Origin of the sequence: Citrobacter sp. KTE30 (genome assembly GCF_000398825.1) — a bacterium.
Classification (GTDB): Bacteria; Pseudomonadota; Gammaproteobacteria; order Enterobacterales; family Enterobacteriaceae; genus Citrobacter; species Citrobacter freundii.
Map to the genome: position 1 here is coordinate 4102496 of NZ_KB976055.1, position 21241 is coordinate 4123736.

The window sequence follows — 21241 nt, forward strand, 5'->3', positions numbered from 1 at the left end:
TTAAATGCTACGCTTCACACATTTAACTGATTCATGTAACAAATTATTTAAGATTTGCTATCTTAACTGCGTGCGGCCTGAAAATTAGGGCTGCGCCCTTGTAAACAATGATAATAATTTACGGCGCAGCCACGATTTCCCTGGTGTTGGCGCAGTATTCGCGCACCCCGGTCAAGCCGGGGTCATTTTTTTTCCACGCTCGCCACCCAGGCTTTTAATACCGCCACGTCGTGCTGCCACTCCTGCTTCATCTCTTCAATCCATTCAGCAACGTTATCTTCCCAGGCGGGAAGGTCCGGAGACTGGATTTGCTGACCTAACTGTTGCAGGTGACGCAGCCCCACAGAACCTGCTGCGCCTTTAATTTTATGACCTTCCTCAACCACGCCTTTTTTATCCCGTGCGGTCAAGTTTGACTCCAGCACGCTCAAATATCCCGGCATCATCTTCTCAAACACCGCCAGCCCGTCGGTAATTAACTTCGGTCCCACCAGCTCGAGGTATTGTTCCAACATAGGAATATCTAACAGCGCTTGCGATTTACTGCTTTCTTCAGATGTCACAGTGCTCTCCTCTTCGTTTCTGGTATCCCAGTATTTTTTGATCATGGCGGTTAGCGCCGGAACCGACAGCGGCTTACTCAGCACGTCATCCATCCCCGCGTCCAAATACTCTTTTTTATCTTTCAGTACGTTGGCGGTGAGTGCAACTAGCGGCGGAAGGTCCTCACGAGCGTATTTTTGCGTGAGCTCCCGCGAGATATCCAGACCGGTCATATCCGGTAGCTGAATATCCAGCAGCACCAGGTCATATTCACCCGGCGTAAACATTTCCAGCGCGGCTTTCCCGGTCATCGCGACATCCACGCTGTTGCCTAATTTTTCCAGCACGGAACGCGCAACAATAACGTTCAGTTCAATGTCTTCCACCAGCAGCACATTCAGGGCTGGCAGCGGCATGTCATCGTCTTCAAAGGCGTCTTCAATCTCTTCCGCTACCGCAGGCGCATGTACGGTCAGCGTAAAGATGGAGCCTTTACCTGCCTGGCTGGAAACCGTAATATCGCCGCCCATATTTTTCGCCAGACGCTTCGACACGGCCAAACCAATCCCGGTTCCTGTGGCCGGTTTACCGCCGTTGCTGTCCTTCACCTGATAATACATGGCGAAGATTTTATCCTGCTCATCCTGCGGAATGCCGATCCCAGAATCTTCAACCTCGAAATGCAGCATATCGCCCTGGTCATAGCGCGCCCGCACGGTCACCTGTCCCTGCTGAGTGAACTTCACGGCGTTGCTGATCAGATTCCACAGAATCTGGCGCAAACGCGTGCCGTCGGTAATGACCTTATGCGGTAGCGGTAACGTTGGCTCAAGTACAAAACGCAGCCCTTTTTGCTGCGCCTGCAGGCCAGAAAGGTTTTCCAGATCCGCCATAAAGCTGGTGAAATCAACAGGCTGGTTATCGAGCTGGACTTTACGTCGCTCCATCTTATCCATATCTATGATATCGTTGAAAATATTCCCCAGCGTCACGGCAGAGACATGGATGGTTTTCAGGTACTTTTCCTGCTCAGCGGTCAGGTCTGTATCCAACAGGATCCGGCTTAAGCCGACAATGCCGTTAAGCGGAGTGCGCAGCTCGTGGCTGATGGTGGAAATGAAGGTGGTCTTATCACGGCTGGCACGTTCAAGCGCGTCCTGATAGCGCTTACGCTCGGTAATATCGCGCCCAAAACCCATCAGGCCATGTCGCTTACCTACGCGGTCATAGTACGGCACTTTACGAATTTCAAAGCAGGCTTTGCGCCCGTCCGGGTAGTCCAGCCACTGTTCGTAGGTGAGTGAGACGTTATGACGGAATACCTTCTCGTCGGTTTCAATTACCTTTTCAGCCGCTTCAGGAGAGTAAACGTCAGCCGGTTTTAAGTTCACCAGCTGCTTTTCGCTTTTGCCAGTCAGCAGCTCCATGGCACGGTTACAGCCGGAAAATTCTTTATCTTCATTGCGATAAAAAACCAGATCCGGCGAGGCATCAAGGAAAGAGCGTAAAAAGGAAGACTGTTGCTCGAGCTGGATCTGCGCTTCTTCGCGCTCTTTGATTTCAACCTTCAGTTGCTCGAACGTTTCCTGGCGCTCCGCTTCGGCTTTTTCGCGCTCAACAATTTCCTGATTGAGCTGGGCTATATTATCTTTCAATTGCACATTGAGCTTGAGATCGCGCTCGCGCATCTCTTCCAGCTTTTGTACCAGTCGTGACAGGCGTTGCCGGGACTCTTCCAGTTGTTCCACCACCACTGACAGGAAATAGACAGCCCAAGGGGTAATTAACAGACCAAAAAAGATAGAACGGATAACATCAATGCTTTCTACCTGGCCATGCAGAACCATGGTGACAGCCATCTGCACCACAATTGCCAACACGACCAGAGCCAGCGCCAACAGCAGCGAAAAGCGCACCAGACCCAACTTCATCATTAGGTCGACGTAATATTGCGCCAGCATACGGATTTGCTTCATAGAGGGTTCCTTCACGACAACTTGGCACAATAATACTCAATTCTTGGCGTGACGTTTGAGAATGTGCAAGAAATGCGGAGGTTATCAGTGAAATGACTGGGTAGGCGGTAGGCCGGATAAGGCATAGCCGCCATCCGGCAATGTGCGCTGGGCCGCCTGATGGCGCTTCGCTTATCAGGCCTACATGACTACGGCCTACGGAGGGTTAGATCCCCGGCTGCACCCATGGCGTACCTAGCGCCGAGCCTTGCACGCCGTGCTCGTTAAGGTACTTATCCAGTTCAACCATCCCAGTCCAGCGATTTTCACACCATAGCGGTGCTAACAGCGTTGGGCGACGCGCGCTGGCGGAAATGCGATGATAAATCACCTCTGGCGGCGTATGGCGGATCATCTCCCCGGCGGTAACCGTATAATCGTCCAGTTCAATTCCGTTCAGCCGCCCGGCTTCCCAGGCTTTCGCCATCGTACTGCCTTTCACAATATGCAGCGGATGCAGCTTAATACCGTCAACACCCGTCTCCACCACACGCTCCATGGTTTGTAGACATTCTGCCTGCCCTTCTCCCGGCAGACCGACAATCAGGTGCGAACAGACTTTCAGCCCGCGTTCACGCGCCAGTCGCGTGGTGTTCTGGTAGCAGGCAAAATCATGACCGCGATTAATACGGTGCAGGGTTTTGTCATGTGCGGTTTGCAGACCAAGTTCCAGCCATACCTCATAACCCAGGTCTTTATACTCGCAAAGCAGATCGAGTACCGCATCCGGCACGCAGTCGGGGCGCGTCCCAACGCATAACCCGACGATACTGGCCTGGCTGACCGCCTGCTGATACATCGACCGCAGCACCTGTACTTCAGCAAAGGTGCTGGTATAGGCCTGAAAATAGGCCAGATAGCGTCTGGCGCGATTGACCAACTGCGCCTGATGCTCAAGCTGCTCGGCAATGGAATGATGCTGCTGAGTTTCATCGGCAAACGAGGCGACATTACAGAAAGTACATCCGCCACGTCCGATGGTGCCATCACGATTTGGACAGCTAAAGCCGCCGTGCAGCGTGAGTTTATGAACCTTTTGCCCATAACGGCGAGAAAGATCCCCACCAAACATATTGACTAATTTCTGTAACTGCATAATCTGGTAGACCGCGCCTTGAAAAGAGGCCAAAGCCTGCCATTTTTTGTCCCAGTCGGCGATGACCTGGATCAATCGCCCTGGCGAGCCTTTATTTATTGCATAACAAATCAAAATAATTGAAATTTCATTCACTCAAAATCTAATTACTTTTCCTTATATTCAGCGGTTTTTTTTATCTTCTTATACTCTCAGCGTAAAAACAGTATCTTTAAGACGCCTGAACTCTAAAAACCAGCATAAAATGCCAGTTATCTCGATAAATAAAGGGAGGACGAGGGATATCCAGCCTTTCTGACAGTGAGACAGATCACACTTCCTGGGGGATTCCCCTTAGGTTAAATCAATGTAAAAAATCCTTTTATTTCAATATTTTCATAAAGTTAATTGCCCTATAGCACATTTTTGCATAAATAAGATTGCCATTTGACCTGTGTGTGGATTCCCGATAACTTGGAAATCCGCTGGAAGCTTTCTGGATGAGCAGTCTGCTCATCATATTTATGCAGTAATTGAGATTCCCTCTGAAGCAAGTCCTCAAACTTGTTTGACCTGTGCGAAAAGGATAAAGAGGGCGAATGCGAGGTAAGCGTATGACACGCAAACCCCGTCGCCATGCTCTTGGTGTGCCCGTGCGCAACGGTCCAGATGGGAATCCCTCAGAGCCTGGGGAGGTTCACTGATATGTTGTACGATAAATCCCTTGAGAGGGATAACTGTGGTTTCGGCCTGATCGCCCACATAGAAGGCGAACCTAGCCACAAGGTAGTGCGTACCGCCATACACGCACTGGCCCGTATGCAGCACCGTGGCGCAATTCTTGCCGATGGAAAAACCGGCGATGGTTGCGGCCTGCTGTTACAAAAACCTGACCGCTTTTTCCGCATCGTGGCGCAAGAGCGCGGTTGGCGTTTAGCCAAAAACTACGCCGTCGGCATGATCTTTTTAAATAAAGACCCTGAGCTGGCTGCGGCTTCTCGTCGCATTGTTGAAGAAGAATTACAGCAGGAAACCCTGTCGATTGTCGGCTGGCGCGACGTGCCGACCAACGAAGGTGTTCTCGGTGAAATTGCGCTCTCCTCCCTGCCTCGTATCGAGCAAATTTTTGTTAACGCCCCTGCGGGCTGGCGTCCGCGTGATATGGAGCGTCGCCTGTTCATCGCGCGTCGTCGTATCGAAAAACGCCTCCTGCAAGACAAAGATTTCTACGTCTGTAGCTTGTCGAATCTGGTCAATATCTATAAAGGTCTGTGTATGCCGGCGGATCTGCCGCGCTTCTACCTGGACCTGGCAGACCTGCGTCTGGAATCGGCCATCTGCCTGTTCCATCAGCGCTTCTCCACCAACACCGTACCGCGCTGGCCGCTGGCGCAGCCGTTCCGCTATCTGGCGCACAACGGTGAAATCAACACCATCACCGGCAACCGCCAGTGGGCTCGCGCCCGTACTTATAAGTTCCAGACGCCACTGATCCCTGACCTGCACGACGCCGCGCCGTTTGTTAACGAAACCGGCTCTGACTCCAGCTCGATGGACAACATGCTGGAACTGCTGCTGGCAGGCGGGATGGACATCATCCGCGCCATGCGCTTACTGGTTCCACCGGCATGGCAGAACAACCCGGATATGGATCCGGAGCTGCGCGCGTTCTTTGACTTCAACTCCATGCACATGGAACCGTGGGACGGTCCGGCGGGCATCGTCATGTCCGACGGCCGCTTTGCCGCCTGTAACCTTGACCGTAACGGCTTGCGTCCGGCACGCTACGTCATCACCAAAGACAAGCTTATTACCTGCGCCTCTGAAGTCGGGATCTGGGATTATCAGCCGGATGAAGTGGTAGAGAAAGGCCGCGTCGGCCCTGGCGAGCTGATGGTTATCGATACTCGCAGCGGGCGCATTCTCCACTCCGCCGAAACCGATGATGACCTGAAAAGCCGTCACCCATACAAAGAATGGATGGAGAAAAACGTCCGCCGTCTGGTGCCGTTCGAAGACCTGGCTGACGATCAGGTAGGCAGCCGTGAACTCGACGATGACACCCTCGCCAGCTATCAGAAACAGTTTAACTACAGCGCTGAAGAGCTGGATTCCGTGATCCGCGTGCTCGGCGAAAATGGCCAGGAAGCGGTCGGTTCAATGGGTGACGATACCCCGTTTGCCGTACTCTCCAGCCAGCCGCGCATCATTTATGACTACTTCCGCCAGCAGTTCGCGCAGGTGACTAACCCGCCGATCGATCCGCTGCGTGAAGCGCACGTTATGTCGCTGGCCACCAGCATCGGTCGTGAGATGAACGTCTTCTGCGAAGCCGAAGGTCAGGCACACCGCCTGAGCTTTAAATCGCCGATCCTGCTGTACTCCGATTTCACCCAGCTTACCACCATGAAAGAGGAGCATTATCGCGCTGACCGTCTGGATATCACCTTCGACGCGACCGAAACTACGCTCGAAGAGACCGTCAAAGCATTGTGCGATAAGGCGGAACAGATGGTGCGCAACGGCACGGTACTGCTGGTACTCTCTGACCGCAACATCGCTAAAAATCGTCTGCCGGTTCCGGCGCCGATGGCCGTGGGCGCAGTGCAAACGCGTCTGGTAGAACAAAGCCTGCGCTGCGACGCCAACATCATCGTTGAAACCGCCAGTGCCCGCGATCCGCACCATTTTGCCGTCCTGCTCGGTTTTGGCGCGACGGCAATCTATCCGTATCTCGCGTATGAAACATTGGGACGTCTGATCGACACTCAGGCGATTGCCAAAGATTACCGAACCGTGATGCTGAACTACCGTAACGGCATCAACAAAGGTCTGTACAAAATCATGTCCAAGATGGGCATCTCGACCATTGCCTCCTACCGCTGCTCGAAGCTGTTTGAAGCCGTTGGTCTGCACGATGATGTGGTTGCGTTGTGCTTCCAGGGCGTGGTCAGCCGTATTAGCGGTGCAGGGTTTACCGACTTCCAGCAGGATCTGCTGAACCTCTCCAAACATGCATGGCTGGCGCGTAAACCTATCAGCCAGGGCGGTTTGCTGAAGTACGTCCATGGCGGCGAATACCACGCCTACAACCCGGACGTGGTACGCACTCTGCAGCAGGCGGTACAAAGCGGCGAGTACAGCGACTATCAGGAATACGCCAAGCTGGTTAATGAGCGTCCGGCGGCCACGCTGCGCGATCTGCTGGCGATTACGCCTGGCGATGAAGCCGTAAGCATTAGCGAAGTAGAACCCGCGACCGAACTGTTTAAACGCTTTGATACCGCCGCCATGTCTATCGGCGCATTAAGCCCGGAAGCACACGAAGCGCTGGCCGAAGCCATGAACAGCATCGGCGGCAACTCGAACTCCGGTGAAGGCGGCGAAGACCCGGCGCGCTATGGCACCAATAAAGTGTCACGCATTAAGCAGGTTGCTTCTGGTCGCTTTGGCGTAACCCCGGCATACCTGGTCAATGCCGATGTCATTCAGATTAAAGTCGCTCAGGGCGCGAAACCTGGCGAAGGTGGTCAGTTACCGGGTGATAAAGTCACCCCGTACATCGCCAAACTACGTTATTCCGTACCGGGCGTGACGCTGATCTCCCCGCCGCCGCACCACGATATCTACTCTATCGAGGATTTAGCGCAGCTGATTTTCGACCTGAAACAGGTCAACCCGAAGGCGATGATCTCGGTGAAGCTTGTTTCCGAACCAGGCGTTGGTACCATCGCCACTGGCGTAGCGAAAGCCTATGCGGATCTGATCACCATTGCTGGCTACGATGGCGGCACTGGCGCAAGCCCGCTCTCATCAGTGAAATATGCGGGCTGCCCATGGGAACTCGGCCTGGTGGAAACCCAGCAGGCGCTGGTGGCTAACGGTCTGCGTCACAAGATTCGTCTGCAGGTCGATGGCGGTCTGAAAACCGGCGTCGATATCATTAAAGCGGCAATTCTGGGTGCAGAAAGCTTTGGCTTCGGTACCGGCCCGATGGTGGCGCTGGGCTGTAAATATCTGCGTATTTGCCACCTGAACAACTGCGCAACCGGTGTTGCAACTCAGGATGAGAAACTGCGTAAGAACCACTATCACGGCCTGCCGTTCAAAGTGACCAACTACTTTGAATTTATCGCCCGTGAAGTGCGCGAGCTGATGGCCTCGCTGGGCGTTACCCGCCTGGTGGATCTGATTGGTCGCACCGACCTGCTCAAAGAGCTGGATGGCTTCACCGCCAAGCAGCAGAAGCTGGAGCTGTCTCGTCTGCTGGAAACCGCCGAACCGCATCCGGGTAAAGCGCTGCATTGCACCGAGAACAACCCGCCGTTTGATAATGGCGTGCTGAACGCCCAGCTGTTACAGCAGGCGAAGCCGTTCGTCGACGAGCGCCAGAGCAAAACCTTCTGGTTCGATATCCGCAACACCGACCGTTCCGTCGGCGCATCGCTGTCGGGCTATATCGCTCAGACGCATGGCGATCAGGGGCTGGCGTCTGACCCGATCAAAGCGCACTTCAGCGGTACTGCAGGCCAGAGCTTTGGCGTGTGGAACGCGGGCGGCGTGGAGCTGTATCTGACCGGCGATGCCAACGACTATGTCGGTAAAGGCATGGCGGGTGGTCTGCTGGCAGTGCGTCCTCCGGTTGGCTCTGCTTTCCGTAGCCATGAAGCGAGCATCATCGGTAACACCTGCCTGTATGGCGCCACCGGTGGTCGCCTGTTTGCTGCGGGTCGTGCGGGTGAGCGCTTTGCAGTGCGTAACTCTGGCGCAATCACCGTGGTTGAAGGTATTGGCGACAACGGCTGTGAATACATGACCGGCGGCATCGTCTGTATTCTCGGCAAAACCGGCGTTAACTTTGGCGCGGGCATGACCGGCGGATTCGCCTACGTGCTCGACGAAGACGGTGAATTCCGCAAACGCGTAAACCCGGAACTGGTCGAAGTGCTGAGCGTGGACTCGCTGGCGATCCACGAAGAGCACCTGCGTGGCCTGATTACCGAGCACGTACAGCATACCGGTTCTTCTCACGGCGAAGAGATCCTGGCGAACTGGCCAGCATTCTCGGCGAAATTCGCGCTGGTAAAACCAAAATCCAGTGATGTGAAAGCACTGTTGGGTCACCGTAGTCGTAGCGCAGCAGAGCTGCGTGTGCAGGCGCAGTAAGGGGTAGCAGCAATGAGTCAGAACGTATACCAATTTATCGACCTGCAGCGTGTTGATCCGCCGAAGAAGCCGCTGAAGATCCGCAAGATCGAGTTTATCGAGATTTACGAGCCGTTTTCTGAAGGTCAGGCCAAAGCACAGGCAGATCGCTGCCTGTCCTGCGGTAACCCGTACTGCGAGTGGAAGTGCCCGGTACATAACTACATCCCGAACTGGCTGAAGTTGGCGAATGAGGGACGTATTTTTGAAGCGGCAGAGCTTTCGCACCAGACCAACACCTTGCCGGAAGTCTGTGGCCGTGTATGCCCGCAGGATCGACTGTGTGAAGGATCCTGTACGCTGAACGATGAGTTTGGCGCGGTAACCATTGGCAACATCGAGCGCTATATCAACGATAAAGCGTTCGAGATGGGCTGGCGTCCGGATATGACCGGCGTTCGCCAGACGGACAAGCGCGTGGCGATTATCGGTGCGGGGCCAGCGGGCCTGGCCTGTGCTGATGTGCTGACCCGCAACGGCGTAAAGGCGGTGGTATTTGACCGTCACCCGGAAATCGGCGGCTTGCTGACCTTCGGTATCCCAGCCTTCAAGCTGGAAAAAGAGGTCATGACCCGTCGCCGTGAAATCTTCACCGGCATGGGCATTGAGTTCAAACTCAACGTGGAAGTGGGCCGTGACGTACAGCTCAACGATTTGCTGAAGGATTACGACGCCGTGTTCCTTGGCGTAGGAACCTATCAGTCGATGCGCGGCGGGCTGGAAAATGAAGACGCTGAGGGCGTGTTTGATGCTCTGCCGTTCCTGATTGCTAATACCAAGCAATTGATGGGCTTTGGCGAAAGCAGCGACGAGCCATACATCAGCATGGAAGGCAAACGCGTCGTCGTGCTCGGCGGTGGCGATACCGCGATGGACTGCGTGCGCACTTCGGTTCGCCAGAATGCTGCACACGTCATTTGCGCCTATCGTCGCGATGAAGAGAACATGCCGGGTTCGAAACGCGAAGTGAAAAACGCGCGCGAAGAAGGCGTCGAGTTCCAGTTCAACGTCCAGCCTTTAGGTGTGGAAGTGAATGCCAACGGGAAAGTGTGCGGCGTGAAAATGGCGCGCACTGAAATGGGCGAACCGGATGCGAAGGGACGTCGCCGTGCGGAGATCGTCGCTGGCTCCGAGCACGTTGTTCCGGCTGATGCCGTGGTCCTGGCGTTTGGTTTCCGCCCACATAGCATGGAATGGTTGAAAGAGCACAGCGTCGAACTGGATTCACAGGGGCGCATTATTGCCCCGGAACGTAGCGACAACGCTTTCCAGACCAGCAACCCGAAAATCTTCGCCGGTGGCGACATCGTGCGCGGTTCGGATCTGGTGGTCACCGCGATTGCCGAAGGTCGTAAAGCGGCAGACGGGATTCTGAATTACCTGGAAGTGTAATACATCTGGCTCCCTTGACGCTGATAGATGGGGAGCCAATATTCCTCCACTAAATACATGCGGTATCATTTTTCGAAAACCGCTCACAAATACAGCTGTATATTCAGTACATTGAAATTCCGCAGACAGTGTCTGCAGAATCTTACCATTTGGCGCAACTGGCTAAATCTTTCACACTACCCTGGTCGGTGTATGTCCGCCTCTTGTCGGTTAAAAATGCCGATGCCCGAAAATCAACGCAATCATCAACACCATAAATAATAACCATGTAAAGATTATACGTAATCGTTTGCTTTATTCTGAGAACTGTATATTATGCGGCGGATTTTTTGGGCAAAATTCATGGAGGCGTTGTGTCGCAGGACAACAATTATAGCCAGGGCCCCGTCCCTCTGGCGGCGCGGAAAGGCGTGGTTCCACTAACATTTGTCATGTTGGGGCTTACATTTTTTTCCGCCAGTATGTGGACCGGTGGCACACTCGGTACCGGTCTTTCCTATAATGATTTCTTCCTGGCAGTTCTCTTCGGTAATCTTCTCCTCGGTATTTACACTGCATTTCTCGGTTTTATCGGCGCAAAAACAGGGCTCTCAACCCACCTTCTGGCGCGTTACTCATTTGGTTTGAAAGGCTCATGGCTTCCCTCACTGTTGTTAGGCGGTACGCAGGTAGGCTGGTTTGGCGTGGGTGTGGCTATGTTTGCTATCCCGGTGGGCAAAGCGACGGGAATTGACGTCAATATCCTGATTGCGGTTTCCGGTCTGTTGATGACCCTGACCATCTTTTTTGGCATCTCGGCGCTGACCGTTTTATCTATCATCGCCGTGCCTGCCATCGTCGTTCTTGGCAGCTACTCCGTCTGGCTGGCGGTGAGTGATGTCGGCGGTTTAGACCATTTAAAAGCGATAGTGCCGCAGACGCCGCTGAATTTCTCCACCGCCCTGGCGCTGGTGGTCGGTTCGTTTGTCAGCGCAGGAACATTAACCGCCGACTTCGTGCGCTTTGGTCGCAACGCCAAAGGCGCGGTGCTGATTGCCATGGTGGCGTTTTTCCTTGGCAACTCCTTGATGTTCATCTTCGGCGCTGCGGGCGCGGCTGCGGTTGGACAGGCGGATATCTCTGATGTGATGATTGCCCAGGGACTGCTGCTGCCCGCGATTGTAGTGCTCGGTCTGAACATCTGGACGACTAACGACAATGCGCTGTATGCCTCAGGTCTGGGATTTGCCAATATTACCGGCCTTTCCAGCCGTACACTGTCGGTGGCTAACGGTATTATCGGCACATTGTGCGCGCTATGGCTTTACAATAACTTTGTCGGTTGGCTGACTTTTCTGTCGGCAGCAATTCCCCCGATTGGCGGGGTGATCATCGCCGACTATCTGCTGAACCATCGTCGCTATGCCGACTTCAGCAAAGCGCAATTTATTTCAGTAAACTGGATAGCGATCCTGTCCGTTGCATTGGGCATTGCCGCAGGTCACTATATTCCCGGTATTGTGCCCGTCAACGCCGTACTTGGCGGCGTATTCAGCTATATCCTGCTGAATCCACTTTTCAATCGCAGCCTTGCTAAATCACCAGAGGTCAGCCATGCAGAATAATAACATCACCCTTCGTCAGGCACGTTTACAGGGACGCGAAGGATTGTGGCAGCTCACGATTGAAAACGGGCGCTTCAGCCGAATTGAGCCACAGGACACCGCCACGTTACCGCAGGGCGAAGTGCTTGATGCCGAAGGCGGCCTGGCCATTCCACCGTTCGTTGAGCCACATATCCATCTGGACACCACGCAAACTGCAGGCGAGCCGAGCTGGAACCAGTCTGGAACGTTATTTGAAGGCATTGAGCGTTGGGCCGAACGTAAGGCAATGCTCACGCACGAAGACGTCAAAGCGCGCGCCATGCAGACGCTGAAGTGGCAGATGGCCAACGGCATCCAGTATGTCCGCACGCACGTTGACGTTTCCGATCCAACGCTGACTGCACTGAAAGCCATGCTGGAGGTGAAGCAAGAAGTCGCGCCGTGGGTAGAGCTGCAAATTGTCGCCTTCCCGCAAGAGGGCATTCTTTCTTACCCCAACGGTGAAGCGCTATTAGAGGAAGCCGTGCGTTTGGGCGCAGACGTCATTGGCGCGATCCCCCACTTTGAATTTACGCGTGAATATGGCGTTGAGTCTCTGCACAAAATTTTCGCTCTGGCGCAGAAATACGATCGGCTTATCGATGTGCACTGCGACGAAATTGACGATGAGCAGTCACGCTTTGTTGAAACCGTCGCGGCGCTGGCGCATCGTGACAATATGGGCGAACGCGTGACCGCCAGCCATACCACGGCAATGCATTCCTATAACGGCGCGTATGCTTCCCGCCTCTTTCGCCTGTTGAAAATGTCCGGCATTAACTTTGTCGCGAACCCACTGGTAAATATTCACCTGCAAGGGCGCTTTGATACGTATCCTAAACGTCGCGGCGTAACGCGCGTCAAAGAGATGCTGGAAGCGGAGATCAACGTCTGCTTCGGCCATGATGACGTCTTCGACCCGTGGTATCCGCTGGGCACCGCCAATATGCTGCAGGTACTGCATATGGGATTACATGTGTGTCAGCTGATGGGATACGGACAGATCAACGATGGGCTGAACCTGGTTACCACCCACAGTGCGAAAACCCTGCACCTGCAGGATTACGGTCTGAACGTGGGAAACTCCGGAAATCTGGTGATTTTAGCGGCAGAAAATGGGTTTGACGCGGTTCGTCGCCAGACGCCTGCCCGTTATTCCATTCGTCACGGGCGAGTCATTGCTGAGACAGTGCCAAGCCAGACCACGCTGCATCTGACGCAGCCGGAAGCGGTGACGTTTAAGCGCTAAGTTGTTCTATCCAGTGTCGGATGGCGCAAGCCTTGCCATCCGACACGGTCTCTCATCGTCAGGCTTGTAATAAGCTGGCGCGCACCTTGATCACGACCTTTTTGATTTCCCCCGGCCCCCCCACCATACAGCCCGGTTTATGCGGCTCGCCCGGCATAAAAATCGCAAATCTTCCCGGCTTCAGTACGATCGCCTGCTCATCGGCAATCTCGCTGCACAACTGATAGTCATCCTCAACATGCATCTCATCGCACTGGCGAGCAGAATCGGTCATCCCGAACAGAATGCGTTCTTCGCCAGACAACAGCACCTGAATATCAATGTACTGCTGATGCAGTTCCGCTTTCTTTTGCTCTGGGCTCTGCGTCGCAAACTGCATGACATTCATAAAAATAGTATCGCCCTGCAACGCGTAGCGCCCTGGCGTTTTCTCCTGCGGATTCGCCGCAATGGCAAGCGTTAATGCCTGCTGTAAGACCGGATGTAATCCGGCAGAAGGCAGTGAACGCAACTCATCTGATATCATCATCATTCTCCCTGGGCCAACAGCGCGGCCCCCAGTAATCCAGCGTCATGGCGGTAATGCGCCGCCAGTAATTCCACGTGATAGGCCAAGGGCTCTTGTGCCAGATAATGTTCCACCAGCGCCAGATATCCTTCAGCCAGCCCAACGCTGCCGCCAATCACCACAATCTGGCAATCGGTCGTGGCCTTCACATCGCCGATAAGCCTTGCCAAAGTACGCGCCGAGCGATGGATCAACCTGCTTGCCTGCTCATCTCCTTGCCCGGCGCGGCTAAAAATGGTTTTGGCATCGCATCCAGCAAGTGTACCTTCGGCTGCAGCCGCGATCCCTCGACCGGAAGCAATCGCCTCGACGCAGCCCACACGCCCGCAGCCGCAGGCCGGTCCATTGAGATCCGCCAGCGTATGTCCTAAGTGTCCAGCCAGACCACCAGACCCGGTGAGTAATTTGCCGTTGCTGATCACGCCGCCACCGACGCCTGTCGACACGGTGATAAACACCATGTCGCTTATCTCATCCGCCATAGCGTGGTATTCCGCCCAGGCCGCTGCCTGTGCGTCATTGACTGCCAGCGTCGGCAGGCCGGTGATTTGTTCCAGCGTTTGTGTTAGCGGAAAATGCATCAACCCGCCAAGGTTATGCGGATTCAGCGCCAGTAAAGCCCCCTCACGGATAATCCCCGTCGAGGCGATCGCCACCCGATTAGCACGCCCCTGTAGCGGTGCAACCAGTGCTTGCAGCGCAGCGCGCAGCGCCTCCGGCGTTTTGCTGGCGGGCGTCAGCAATTCACGCCGCTCGCGAATTTGCAGATTACTGTCTAACAGCGCGGCAGCCAGTTTGGTACCGCCGATATCAATTGCCAATGTGGTCATGACACCGCCTTCTGCATCGCGGTGATACGCTTTTTATCCCGTTGCTCAAGTAACGACATACTTCTTCCCTTACGCTAATTGCCCGGTTCAACACCGGGCAATGGGATTAACTTTTGGATTTCACCATGGTGCTTTTGTCACCGCCGAACGGTACAGCCCCGCTAAACGGTCGACCATCAATGGCATCATGCGTACGTAACGCTTCAGGACGCAGCCAGCGCTGTACGCGGGACGGCATATCGAGACCAATCAGCAGGATCACCACAAATGTCAGGCCGAAAGAGAGCGATCCCAGCGCGGTGCCCAGATCCAGACGTTGGGCAATCAGCGCGCCGATGATCGGTGCCAGAGCCCCACCCAGTGCGCCCACGTTATAGGTGAAGCCCAGGCCCGCCGCACGCTGGTCGGTATCGAAATAGCCGCCAATCAGTTTTGGTAAGATCCCGGAGATCCCCTGGCCGAGCATTTGCTGGAAAAACAGCAGCAAACCCAGCACCCAGACGTTTGAGCCGCCAATCGCAAATACCGGAATAATCAGCAACTGCGAGGCCAGCAGACTGCAGACATAGGCCTTGCGCGTGCCCAGCCAGTCGCCAAGAAAACCGCCGACGCAACAACCGACCGCCGCACCAAAACCGCTAAAGAAGAGCACTCTGGCCACCGTGGAAGGATCGTACAGCAGTTCGGTTTTCAGATAGGTTGGCAACAGTGCCTGAATCGGCCACGAGTACAGGAAGGCGAATAGTACGACCACCATCAGCATGACGCCCGTCGGCCAGCGCTTCCCGCTGCTTTGCACCATAAAGCTAATGAAAATAAACGCACATATCAGGCCGAGGACCGCCACGATAGCCGCATTTTGCAGGTCACCAGCAAAGCAGAACCACAGCGCGGTTGCAGCGGCGATCGTCATCAGAATATTAATTACCCGATGCTCGCCCCGGTAGAGAATATCCACCATCGTGCGCACTGGCGCTTTGCCTTCGTGTTTCTCTTTCCAGTCTTCCGCTTCCGGAATATTTTTACGCAGCCACAGGGCGAAGATAATTGGCAGGATGCCGATGAAGAACAGCGCACGCCACCCCCAGACCGGAACCACCAGGCTGTAGACCTGCGCGGCGATCACGGCACCAACGGAAAAGCCGGAAATCAGGAAGCCACTGGCTTTATTTCGCAGGTGTTTAGGCCAACTTTCAATAACATAGGTTGCACTGGAGCCGTACTCACCCGCCATTCCCATACCGATAACCAGACGGGCGATAAACATGGTGGTGTAGCCCGGCGCGAAGCCGCAGGCCAGCGTCCCCACGGAGAACAGAATGATGCTGGTGACCATTGCCAGACGGCGTCCGTAACGATCGCCCATTGCCCCCAGCATTAACCCGCCAAACCAACGGGAGATAAAGGCGGCCGAGATCAGGCTGGCGGCCTGCACCGTCGTCAGTCCGAATTCGCCCTGCACTTCTGTCAGCACCAGGGCGATTAACACAAAATCGAAACCATCAAGCAAATATCCCAGCCAGGCGGCGGAAAATGCCCGCCATTGTGCCCGATTGAGATGGCGATACCACGGGATGCTCTGGGTAGAAGTACTCATTTTACTCTCCCGACGATCTTTGTTGTTGTGCCGGGTGGTGGCTTTGCCTTACCCGGCTTACGGTCGAAAAATCCAGGCCGGGCAAGCGAAGCGCCCCCGGCGACCCGCGATTACGCCTTTTCCGCCAGCAGTTGGTTTGCCAGCGCTTTCAGTTCCGGCAGATAGCGTTCATCTACCGGAGCAAAGGGTTTACGGCACAGTGGAACAGAAACCACATCCATATAGTGCAGTACTGTTTTCAGGCCGCGGAACACGCCAACCTTAATAAGCAGATCGATAACCTTATTGCACTCGGTTTGCAGCTTTTGCGCCGTGCGAATGTCACCTTCTTTGAGCGCTTTCACAATTCCCTGATAACGCCATCCCATGATGTTGTAAGTGCTACCGATACCTCCATCTGCGCCTGCTAGCAGTCCAGAAGCGAAGATCTCGTCATAACCGTTATAAAGCACCAGATCGGGATGAGCGCGGCGGATCTGTTCCATCTGATAGAGATCGCCCGAAGTTTGCTTCAGTGCGCCAACGCCCGGCAACGTCACCAGCGTGTTGATCTGATCCAGCGTCAGTTTTACGCCGCTCAGCGCCGGGATGTTATAGACCACCATCGGCAATCCATTCGCTGAATCAATAATTGCGCGGTAGTGATCGCAGTGCTCTTCAAAGCTGAACGGATAGTAAAACGGCGTGACAGCGGAGACAGCATCAAAGCCGTAACGATGCGCGGCGCTCGCCAGTTGCTGGCTTTCTTCCGTACTGACCGTGCCAACATGGGCAATTAACGTCACTTTGCCTTTCGCTTCTTCAGCAACGATTTCCAGCACCTGCTCTCTTTCAGCGCGGTTTTGGACAAAGGCCTCACCCGTTGAGCCACCGACATACAGCCCATCGATCCCCTGACCAATGTTGAAACGCACCAGACGGCGCAGGCTCTCGATGTCCAGTTTCTGTTGGTTATCGAATGGAGTTAACAACGCTGGCATTACGCCTTTTAAATTTCTTGCCATAACGACCTCTGACGATGATTAGTGTTATCTGACTGCATACCTTTATACCTGTTATACCAGATCAAATAAGCAGCAATACAATAGAGAACGCTTATAGTGCGATCTACCTCACTAAACACTTCATCCTTCGAGCCGCCTCTGCGTTGGCTGCGTTCGCTCACCCCTGTCACATAGTTATCTATGCTCCAGGGGACTCGCTCTCTTGCCGCCTTGATGCAACTTGAATGATTTTGGGTTTAAAAGATCGTCAGGATCGCGATTACTTACGCAATTTTTTACTTTTGCTGAAGGCGTGCCAGGTTGCGGAAACGCTATTGAGATGTTCTTGCAGTGCACGGTCTGCTTCTTCAGGATCGCGCTGACGAATCGCATCGACAATAGCGATATGCTGCTGATAACTCACGTTATTGTGCTCATACAATTCTTGATCGGCAACGGCCGGACGGGCAGCAATTAACCAGTCTAACAGCGCAACATGGATCGCCATAAAGATGGGATTGCCCGGGATCTCCGCCAGTACGCGGTGAAAATCAACGTCCGAACGGATGAACAACGTATTGTCATCAAGCGACTGGCTGTTGATCTCCAGCGCTTTCGCCAGCCTGTCGATTTGCTCATCTGTCGCATGTTCGGCGGCGTATCGAACCAGGCTTGATTCAAAGAACAGTCGCAACTGCTCGAAGTGGGCAATGCCGCCGGGATGTGCGAGGAAATCTTTCGCCATACCAGACAGCTCACTGATGATGGTATCAGCTGAAGGACGCGAAACGCGGGCGCGCTCGCCGTTGTTGATTTGTACCAGACCTTTGCGTTTTAACGCGGCCAGCGCTTCTCGTACAGAAGGACGGCCCACGTTAAAGAAGGCCATCAGCTCCCGCTCAGACGGCAACTGTTCGCCCTCGCCAAATTCCCGACGACGAATCATCTGCTCCAGTTCTTCCTCAACCATTTCAGACAGTTTTTTACGCGCCAGCGGGCGATTGCGTAAGCTACGGCCAATGGTGGATGGAGAGTCTTCAGCTTGCGAATCAAATGCGTTCATAGGGTCCATTCAGCTAAGTCGTGGTGACAAACAACAGCGGGTTTATCCTAACACAGGATCGAAAGCAGGGTGAAATGATGGTCGATCCGCCCCCGCTGGCTTATTGATAACATACGTAACAGCAATATTATTTTAAGCGAGTATCTTCCGCCTATTTTTAATTTAATAGAGTTATATCATCTTCATGAAATTTATGAACATTAACGTGATAATTTATCATAACCATCTATTTTATAACGATAAATAATTAAACCCTCGAATTAAAAATAAGATATTCACTCCATAAAAAATGCCCAGAAAAATATAACATCCGTTGGGATAACAGCGTTATTACCGGATTTATCTTCTTCTCTGGCATGGAGTGAAACAATGTTCGGCATCATTATCTCTGGCATCGTTTTATTAACGATGGGTTACCTGATCCTCAAAAACTACAAACCGCAGGTCGTGCTGGCCGCCGCCGGGATCTTCCTGATGATCTGCGGCGTCTGGCTGGGCTACGGCGTGTTGGTCGCTGACGATAAGAGCAGTGGCTATCTACTGGTCGATATTTACAACGAAATTTTGCGTATGCTCTCCAACCGCGCGGCCGGGCTGGGGTTATCAATCATGGCAGTGGGTGGTTATGCCCGCTATATGGACAGAATGGGAGCCAGCAGAGCGATGGTTAGCCTGTTAAGCCGCCCGCTCAAGCTAATCCGCTCACCCTATGTTGTGCTTGCCGCCACCTATGTTATTGGTCAGATCATGGCGCAGTTCATTACCAGCGCATCCGGGTTAGGTATGTTGCTGATGGTGACGCTGTTCCCAACGCTGGTCAGTCTTGGCGTGAGCCGTTTATCCGCTGTTGCGGTCATTGCCACCTCAATGTCTATTGAATGGGGCATTCTGGAAACCAACTCTATTTTTGCCGCGCAGGTCGCGGGTATGAAAATCGCCACTTATTTCTTTCAATACCAGTTGCCCGTCGCGTCGTGTGTCATTGTCGCCGTCGCCATTGCGCATTTTTTCGTTCAGCGTCAGTTTGATAAAAAAGCCGCACCGGAAAGCAACGGATTTGCTGAACAAAAGACGCTGGAAAACGTACCTCCGCTCTATTACGCCATTCTACCCGTCATGCCGCTGATCCTGATGCTGGGCTCGCTTGCCCTTGCGCAAATGGGGCTAATGAAAGCAGAGTTGAATCTGGTGGTGGTGATGTTGATGAGCATGACGCTGACTATGTTTGTTGAATTCCTGCATAAACATAATCTGCGCGAAACGATGGATGATGTGCAGGCTTTTTTTGACGGCATGGGGACGCAGTTTGCCAACGTTGTCACGCTGGTGGTCGCCGGTGAAATCTTTGCGAAAGGGTTGACGACTATCGGGACTGTCGACGCCGTAATAAAAGGCGCAGAGCATTCCGGTCTTGGCGGCATTGGCGTGATGATCATCATGGCGATGGTCATCGCCGCCTGTGCGATTGTCATGGGGTCAGGCAACGCACCGTTTATGTCTTTTGCCAGCCTCATTCCGGATATTGCCGCCGGGCTGCATATTCCTGCAGTAGTGATGATTATGCCGATGCATTTTGCCACTACGCTTGCCCGCGCGGTGTCACCCATAACCGCTGTAATTGTCGTGACATCAGGTATTGCCGGCGTATCGCCCTTTGAAGTGGTAAAACGTACAGCAATCCCGATGGCAGTAGGATTTGTGGTGAATATGGTAGCCACCATCGCGCTGTTTTACTGATCCCGAAGCCAGAAAACAGAACAGGCCCGAAAGGGCCTGTTTTTTTATTTCACTATTTATTTCACTACGCGCAGCGCTGGACGCCCACCGCGAGGTGGCGGCGGAGTGTCATCAGGATCGTTGTCGTCGCCATTGTCAGGCTTATCGCCATCAATGACCGACATGACTGTTTCACTCTCAAAACCAGACGCGTCGTTGTCGTCATCATTTAAGCTGGCGACATCTTCATCGTAGGCGGCTTCCGGTTCGAACATCGTACCAGCGCCATTTTCACGTGCATAAATTGCCAGAACAGCAGCCAACGGCACAGACACCTGACGCGGCACACCACCGAAGCGCGCGTTAAAGCGCACTTCATCGTTAGCCAGTTCCAGGTTGCCCACCGCACGCGGTGCAATATTCAGAACAATTTGCCCGTCACGCGCATATTCCATTGGAACCTGCACGTCCTGGAGCGTCACATCCACCACCAGATGCGGCGTGAGCTGGTTGTCTAGCAACCACTCATAGAATGCGCGCAGCAGATACGGACGGCGTGGTGTTAGCTGTGGCAAATCCATACAGGTTAACCCCGGCCCAGACGCATTTCACGTTCAGGCTCAGTCAGAGAAGCCAGGAAAGAGTCACGTTCGAAGACGCGAGTCATGTACCCTTTCAGTTCTTTCGAACCTGCACCGTTGAATTCAATACCCAGCTGCGGTAAACGCCACAGCAGCGGCGCCAGGTAGCAGTCTACCAGGCTGAACTCATCGCTCAGGAAGTAAGGTTTCTGGCCAAATACTGGCGCAATTGCCAGCAGTTCTTCGCGCAGACGCTTACGCGCGACTTCGGCTTCAGATGCAGAACCGTTCACGATGACATTCATCAGCGTGTACCAGTCTTTTTCAATACGCTGCATGTACAGGCGGCTTTCACCACGCGCAACCGGGTAAACCGGCATCAGCGGCGGATGCGGGAAGCGCTCATCCAGGTATTCCATAATGATGCGAGATTCCCACAGGGTCAGCTCACGATCCACCAGTGTCGGTACGCTCTGATTCGGGTTGAGGTCGATCAGATCCTGAGGTGGATTGTCCTTTTCCACGTGCTCAATCTCGAAACTAACACCTTTCTCAGCCAGCACAATGCGGACCTGATGGCTATAGATGTCAGTAGGACCAGAAAACAGCGTCATTACCGAACGTTTGTTGGCAGCGACAGCCATGAAAACCTCCAGGTATATTCAGAATTTTTACTGCTACCAGCCACTCAGTGGCCAGCCAGAAGTGATGTCACCCAGACTCGGGAAAGTCATTGCTGTTCAAAATACAAACAAAAAATGAACGATACCGGACATTTGGGCAGAAAATTGGATGATAG

At 53.7% G+C, this 21241-nt stretch carries 14 protein-coding genes and 1 pseudogene; 6 read left to right on the forward strand and 9 right to left on the reverse strand.

Features of this window, described 5'->3' with window-relative positions; genetic code table 11:
* Window positions 1-182: 182 nt before the first annotated feature.
* Both arcB and WC1_RS03745 read right to left on the reverse strand, forming a co-directional pair.
* Window positions 183-2519, reverse strand: coding sequence for an aerobic respiration two-component sensor histidine kinase ArcB (gene arcB / locus WC1_RS03750; protein WP_003025089.1), 2337 nt, complete (start codon window positions 2517-2519; stop codon window positions 183-185).
* 205 nt (window positions 2520-2724) lie between these two features.
* Window positions 2725-3654, reverse strand: coding sequence for a tRNA modification radical SAM protein MnmL/YtqA (locus WC1_RS03745; protein ID WP_003839924.1), 930 nt, complete (start codon window positions 3652-3654; stop codon window positions 2725-2727).
* Between the two features lie 684 nt (window positions 3655-4338).
* Between WC1_RS03745 and gltB the strand changes: the two genes are divergently transcribed.
* From gltB to WC1_RS03725, 5 genes and pseudogenes are all read left to right on the forward strand, one after another.
* Window positions 4339-8799 carry a glutamate synthase large subunit gene (gene gltB / locus WC1_RS03740; RefSeq protein WP_016151061.1) on the forward strand — a complete coding sequence of 1487 codons (4461 nt, stop codon included), beginning with the start codon at window positions 4339-4341 and terminating at the stop codon, window positions 8797-8799.
* Window positions 8800-8811: 12 nt separating this feature from the next.
* Window positions 8812-10230 carry a glutamate synthase small subunit gene (locus WC1_RS03735; protein WP_016151062.1) on the forward strand — a complete coding sequence of 473 codons (1419 nt, stop codon included), beginning with the start codon at window positions 8812-8814 and terminating at the stop codon, window positions 10228-10230.
* A 95-nt stretch (window positions 10231-10325) separates the two neighbouring features.
* Window positions 10326-10481: pseudogene (locus WC1_RS25025) on the forward strand (DUF1016 domain-containing protein); the annotation flags it as partial.
* A gap of 102 nt (window positions 10482-10583) precedes the next feature.
* Window positions 10584-11834: a cytosine permease gene (gene codB, locus WC1_RS03730; RefSeq protein WP_003844832.1), complete on the forward strand. Its 1251-nt coding sequence runs from the start codon at window positions 10584-10586 to the stop codon at window positions 11832-11834.
* The gene (locus WC1_RS03725) at window positions 11824-13104 is read left to right on the forward strand and encodes a cytosine deaminase (RefSeq protein WP_003839918.1); all 1281 of its coding nucleotides are present in this window, start codon (window positions 11824-11826) and stop codon (window positions 13102-13104) included. Before codB ends, WC1_RS03725 begins: the two co-directional genes overlap by 11 nt.
* A gap of 58 nt (window positions 13105-13162) precedes the next feature.
* Here the strand turns inward: WC1_RS03725 and nanQ are convergent, their stop codons facing one another.
* The 5 genes from nanQ to nanR all read right to left on the reverse strand — a co-directional run bounded on the left by nanQ (window position 13163) and on the right by nanR (window position 18154).
* A complete protein-coding gene (gene nanQ, locus WC1_RS03720) occupies window positions 13163-13630 on the reverse strand; it encodes an N-acetylneuraminate anomerase (protein ID WP_003025108.1) in 468 nt (155 codons plus the stop codon).
* 2 nt (window positions 13631-13632) lie between these two features.
* The gene (gene nanK, locus WC1_RS03715; RefSeq protein WP_016151063.1) at window positions 13633-14502 is read right to left on the reverse strand and encodes an N-acetylmannosamine kinase; all 870 of its coding nucleotides are present in this window, start codon (window positions 14500-14502) and stop codon (window positions 13633-13635) included.
* A 106-nt stretch (window positions 14503-14608) separates the two neighbouring features.
* Window positions 14609-16099 (reverse strand): MFS transporter, encoded by a 1491-nt coding sequence (locus WC1_RS03710; protein WP_003025119.1) that lies wholly within the window; start codon window positions 16097-16099, stop codon window positions 14609-14611.
* A 110-nt stretch (window positions 16100-16209) separates the two neighbouring features.
* Complete coding sequence (nanA, locus tag WC1_RS03705; protein ID WP_016151064.1) at window positions 16210-17103, reverse strand: N-acetylneuraminate lyase; 894 nt, start codon at window positions 17101-17103, stop codon at window positions 16210-16212.
* Between the two features lie 259 nt (window positions 17104-17362).
* Window positions 17363-18154, reverse strand: a complete 792-nt coding sequence (nanR, locus tag WC1_RS03700; RefSeq protein ID WP_003844825.1) for a transcriptional regulator NanR — start codon at window positions 18152-18154, stop codon at window positions 17363-17365.
* A gap of 360 nt (window positions 18155-18514) precedes the next feature.
* Between nanR and dcuC the strand changes: the two genes are divergently transcribed.
* On the forward strand, window positions 18515-19882 hold the full coding sequence (gene dcuC, locus WC1_RS03695; RefSeq protein WP_016151066.1) for an anaerobic C4-dicarboxylate transporter DcuC: 1368 nt from the start codon (window positions 18515-18517) through the stop codon (window positions 19880-19882).
* Between the two features lie 56 nt (window positions 19883-19938).
* Here dcuC and sspB read toward each other — a convergent pair whose 3' ends face one another.
* Both sspB and sspA read right to left on the reverse strand, forming a co-directional pair.
* A complete protein-coding gene (gene sspB, locus WC1_RS03690; protein ID WP_003025130.1) occupies window positions 19939-20442 on the reverse strand; it encodes a ClpXP protease specificity-enhancing factor in 504 nt (167 codons plus the stop codon).
* Between the two features lie 5 nt (window positions 20443-20447).
* Entirely contained in the window at window positions 20448-21086 is a 639-nt protein-coding gene (gene sspA / locus WC1_RS03685; RefSeq protein WP_003025132.1) for a stringent starvation protein SspA, read from the reverse strand.
* Window positions 21087-21241 lie beyond the last annotated feature (155 nt).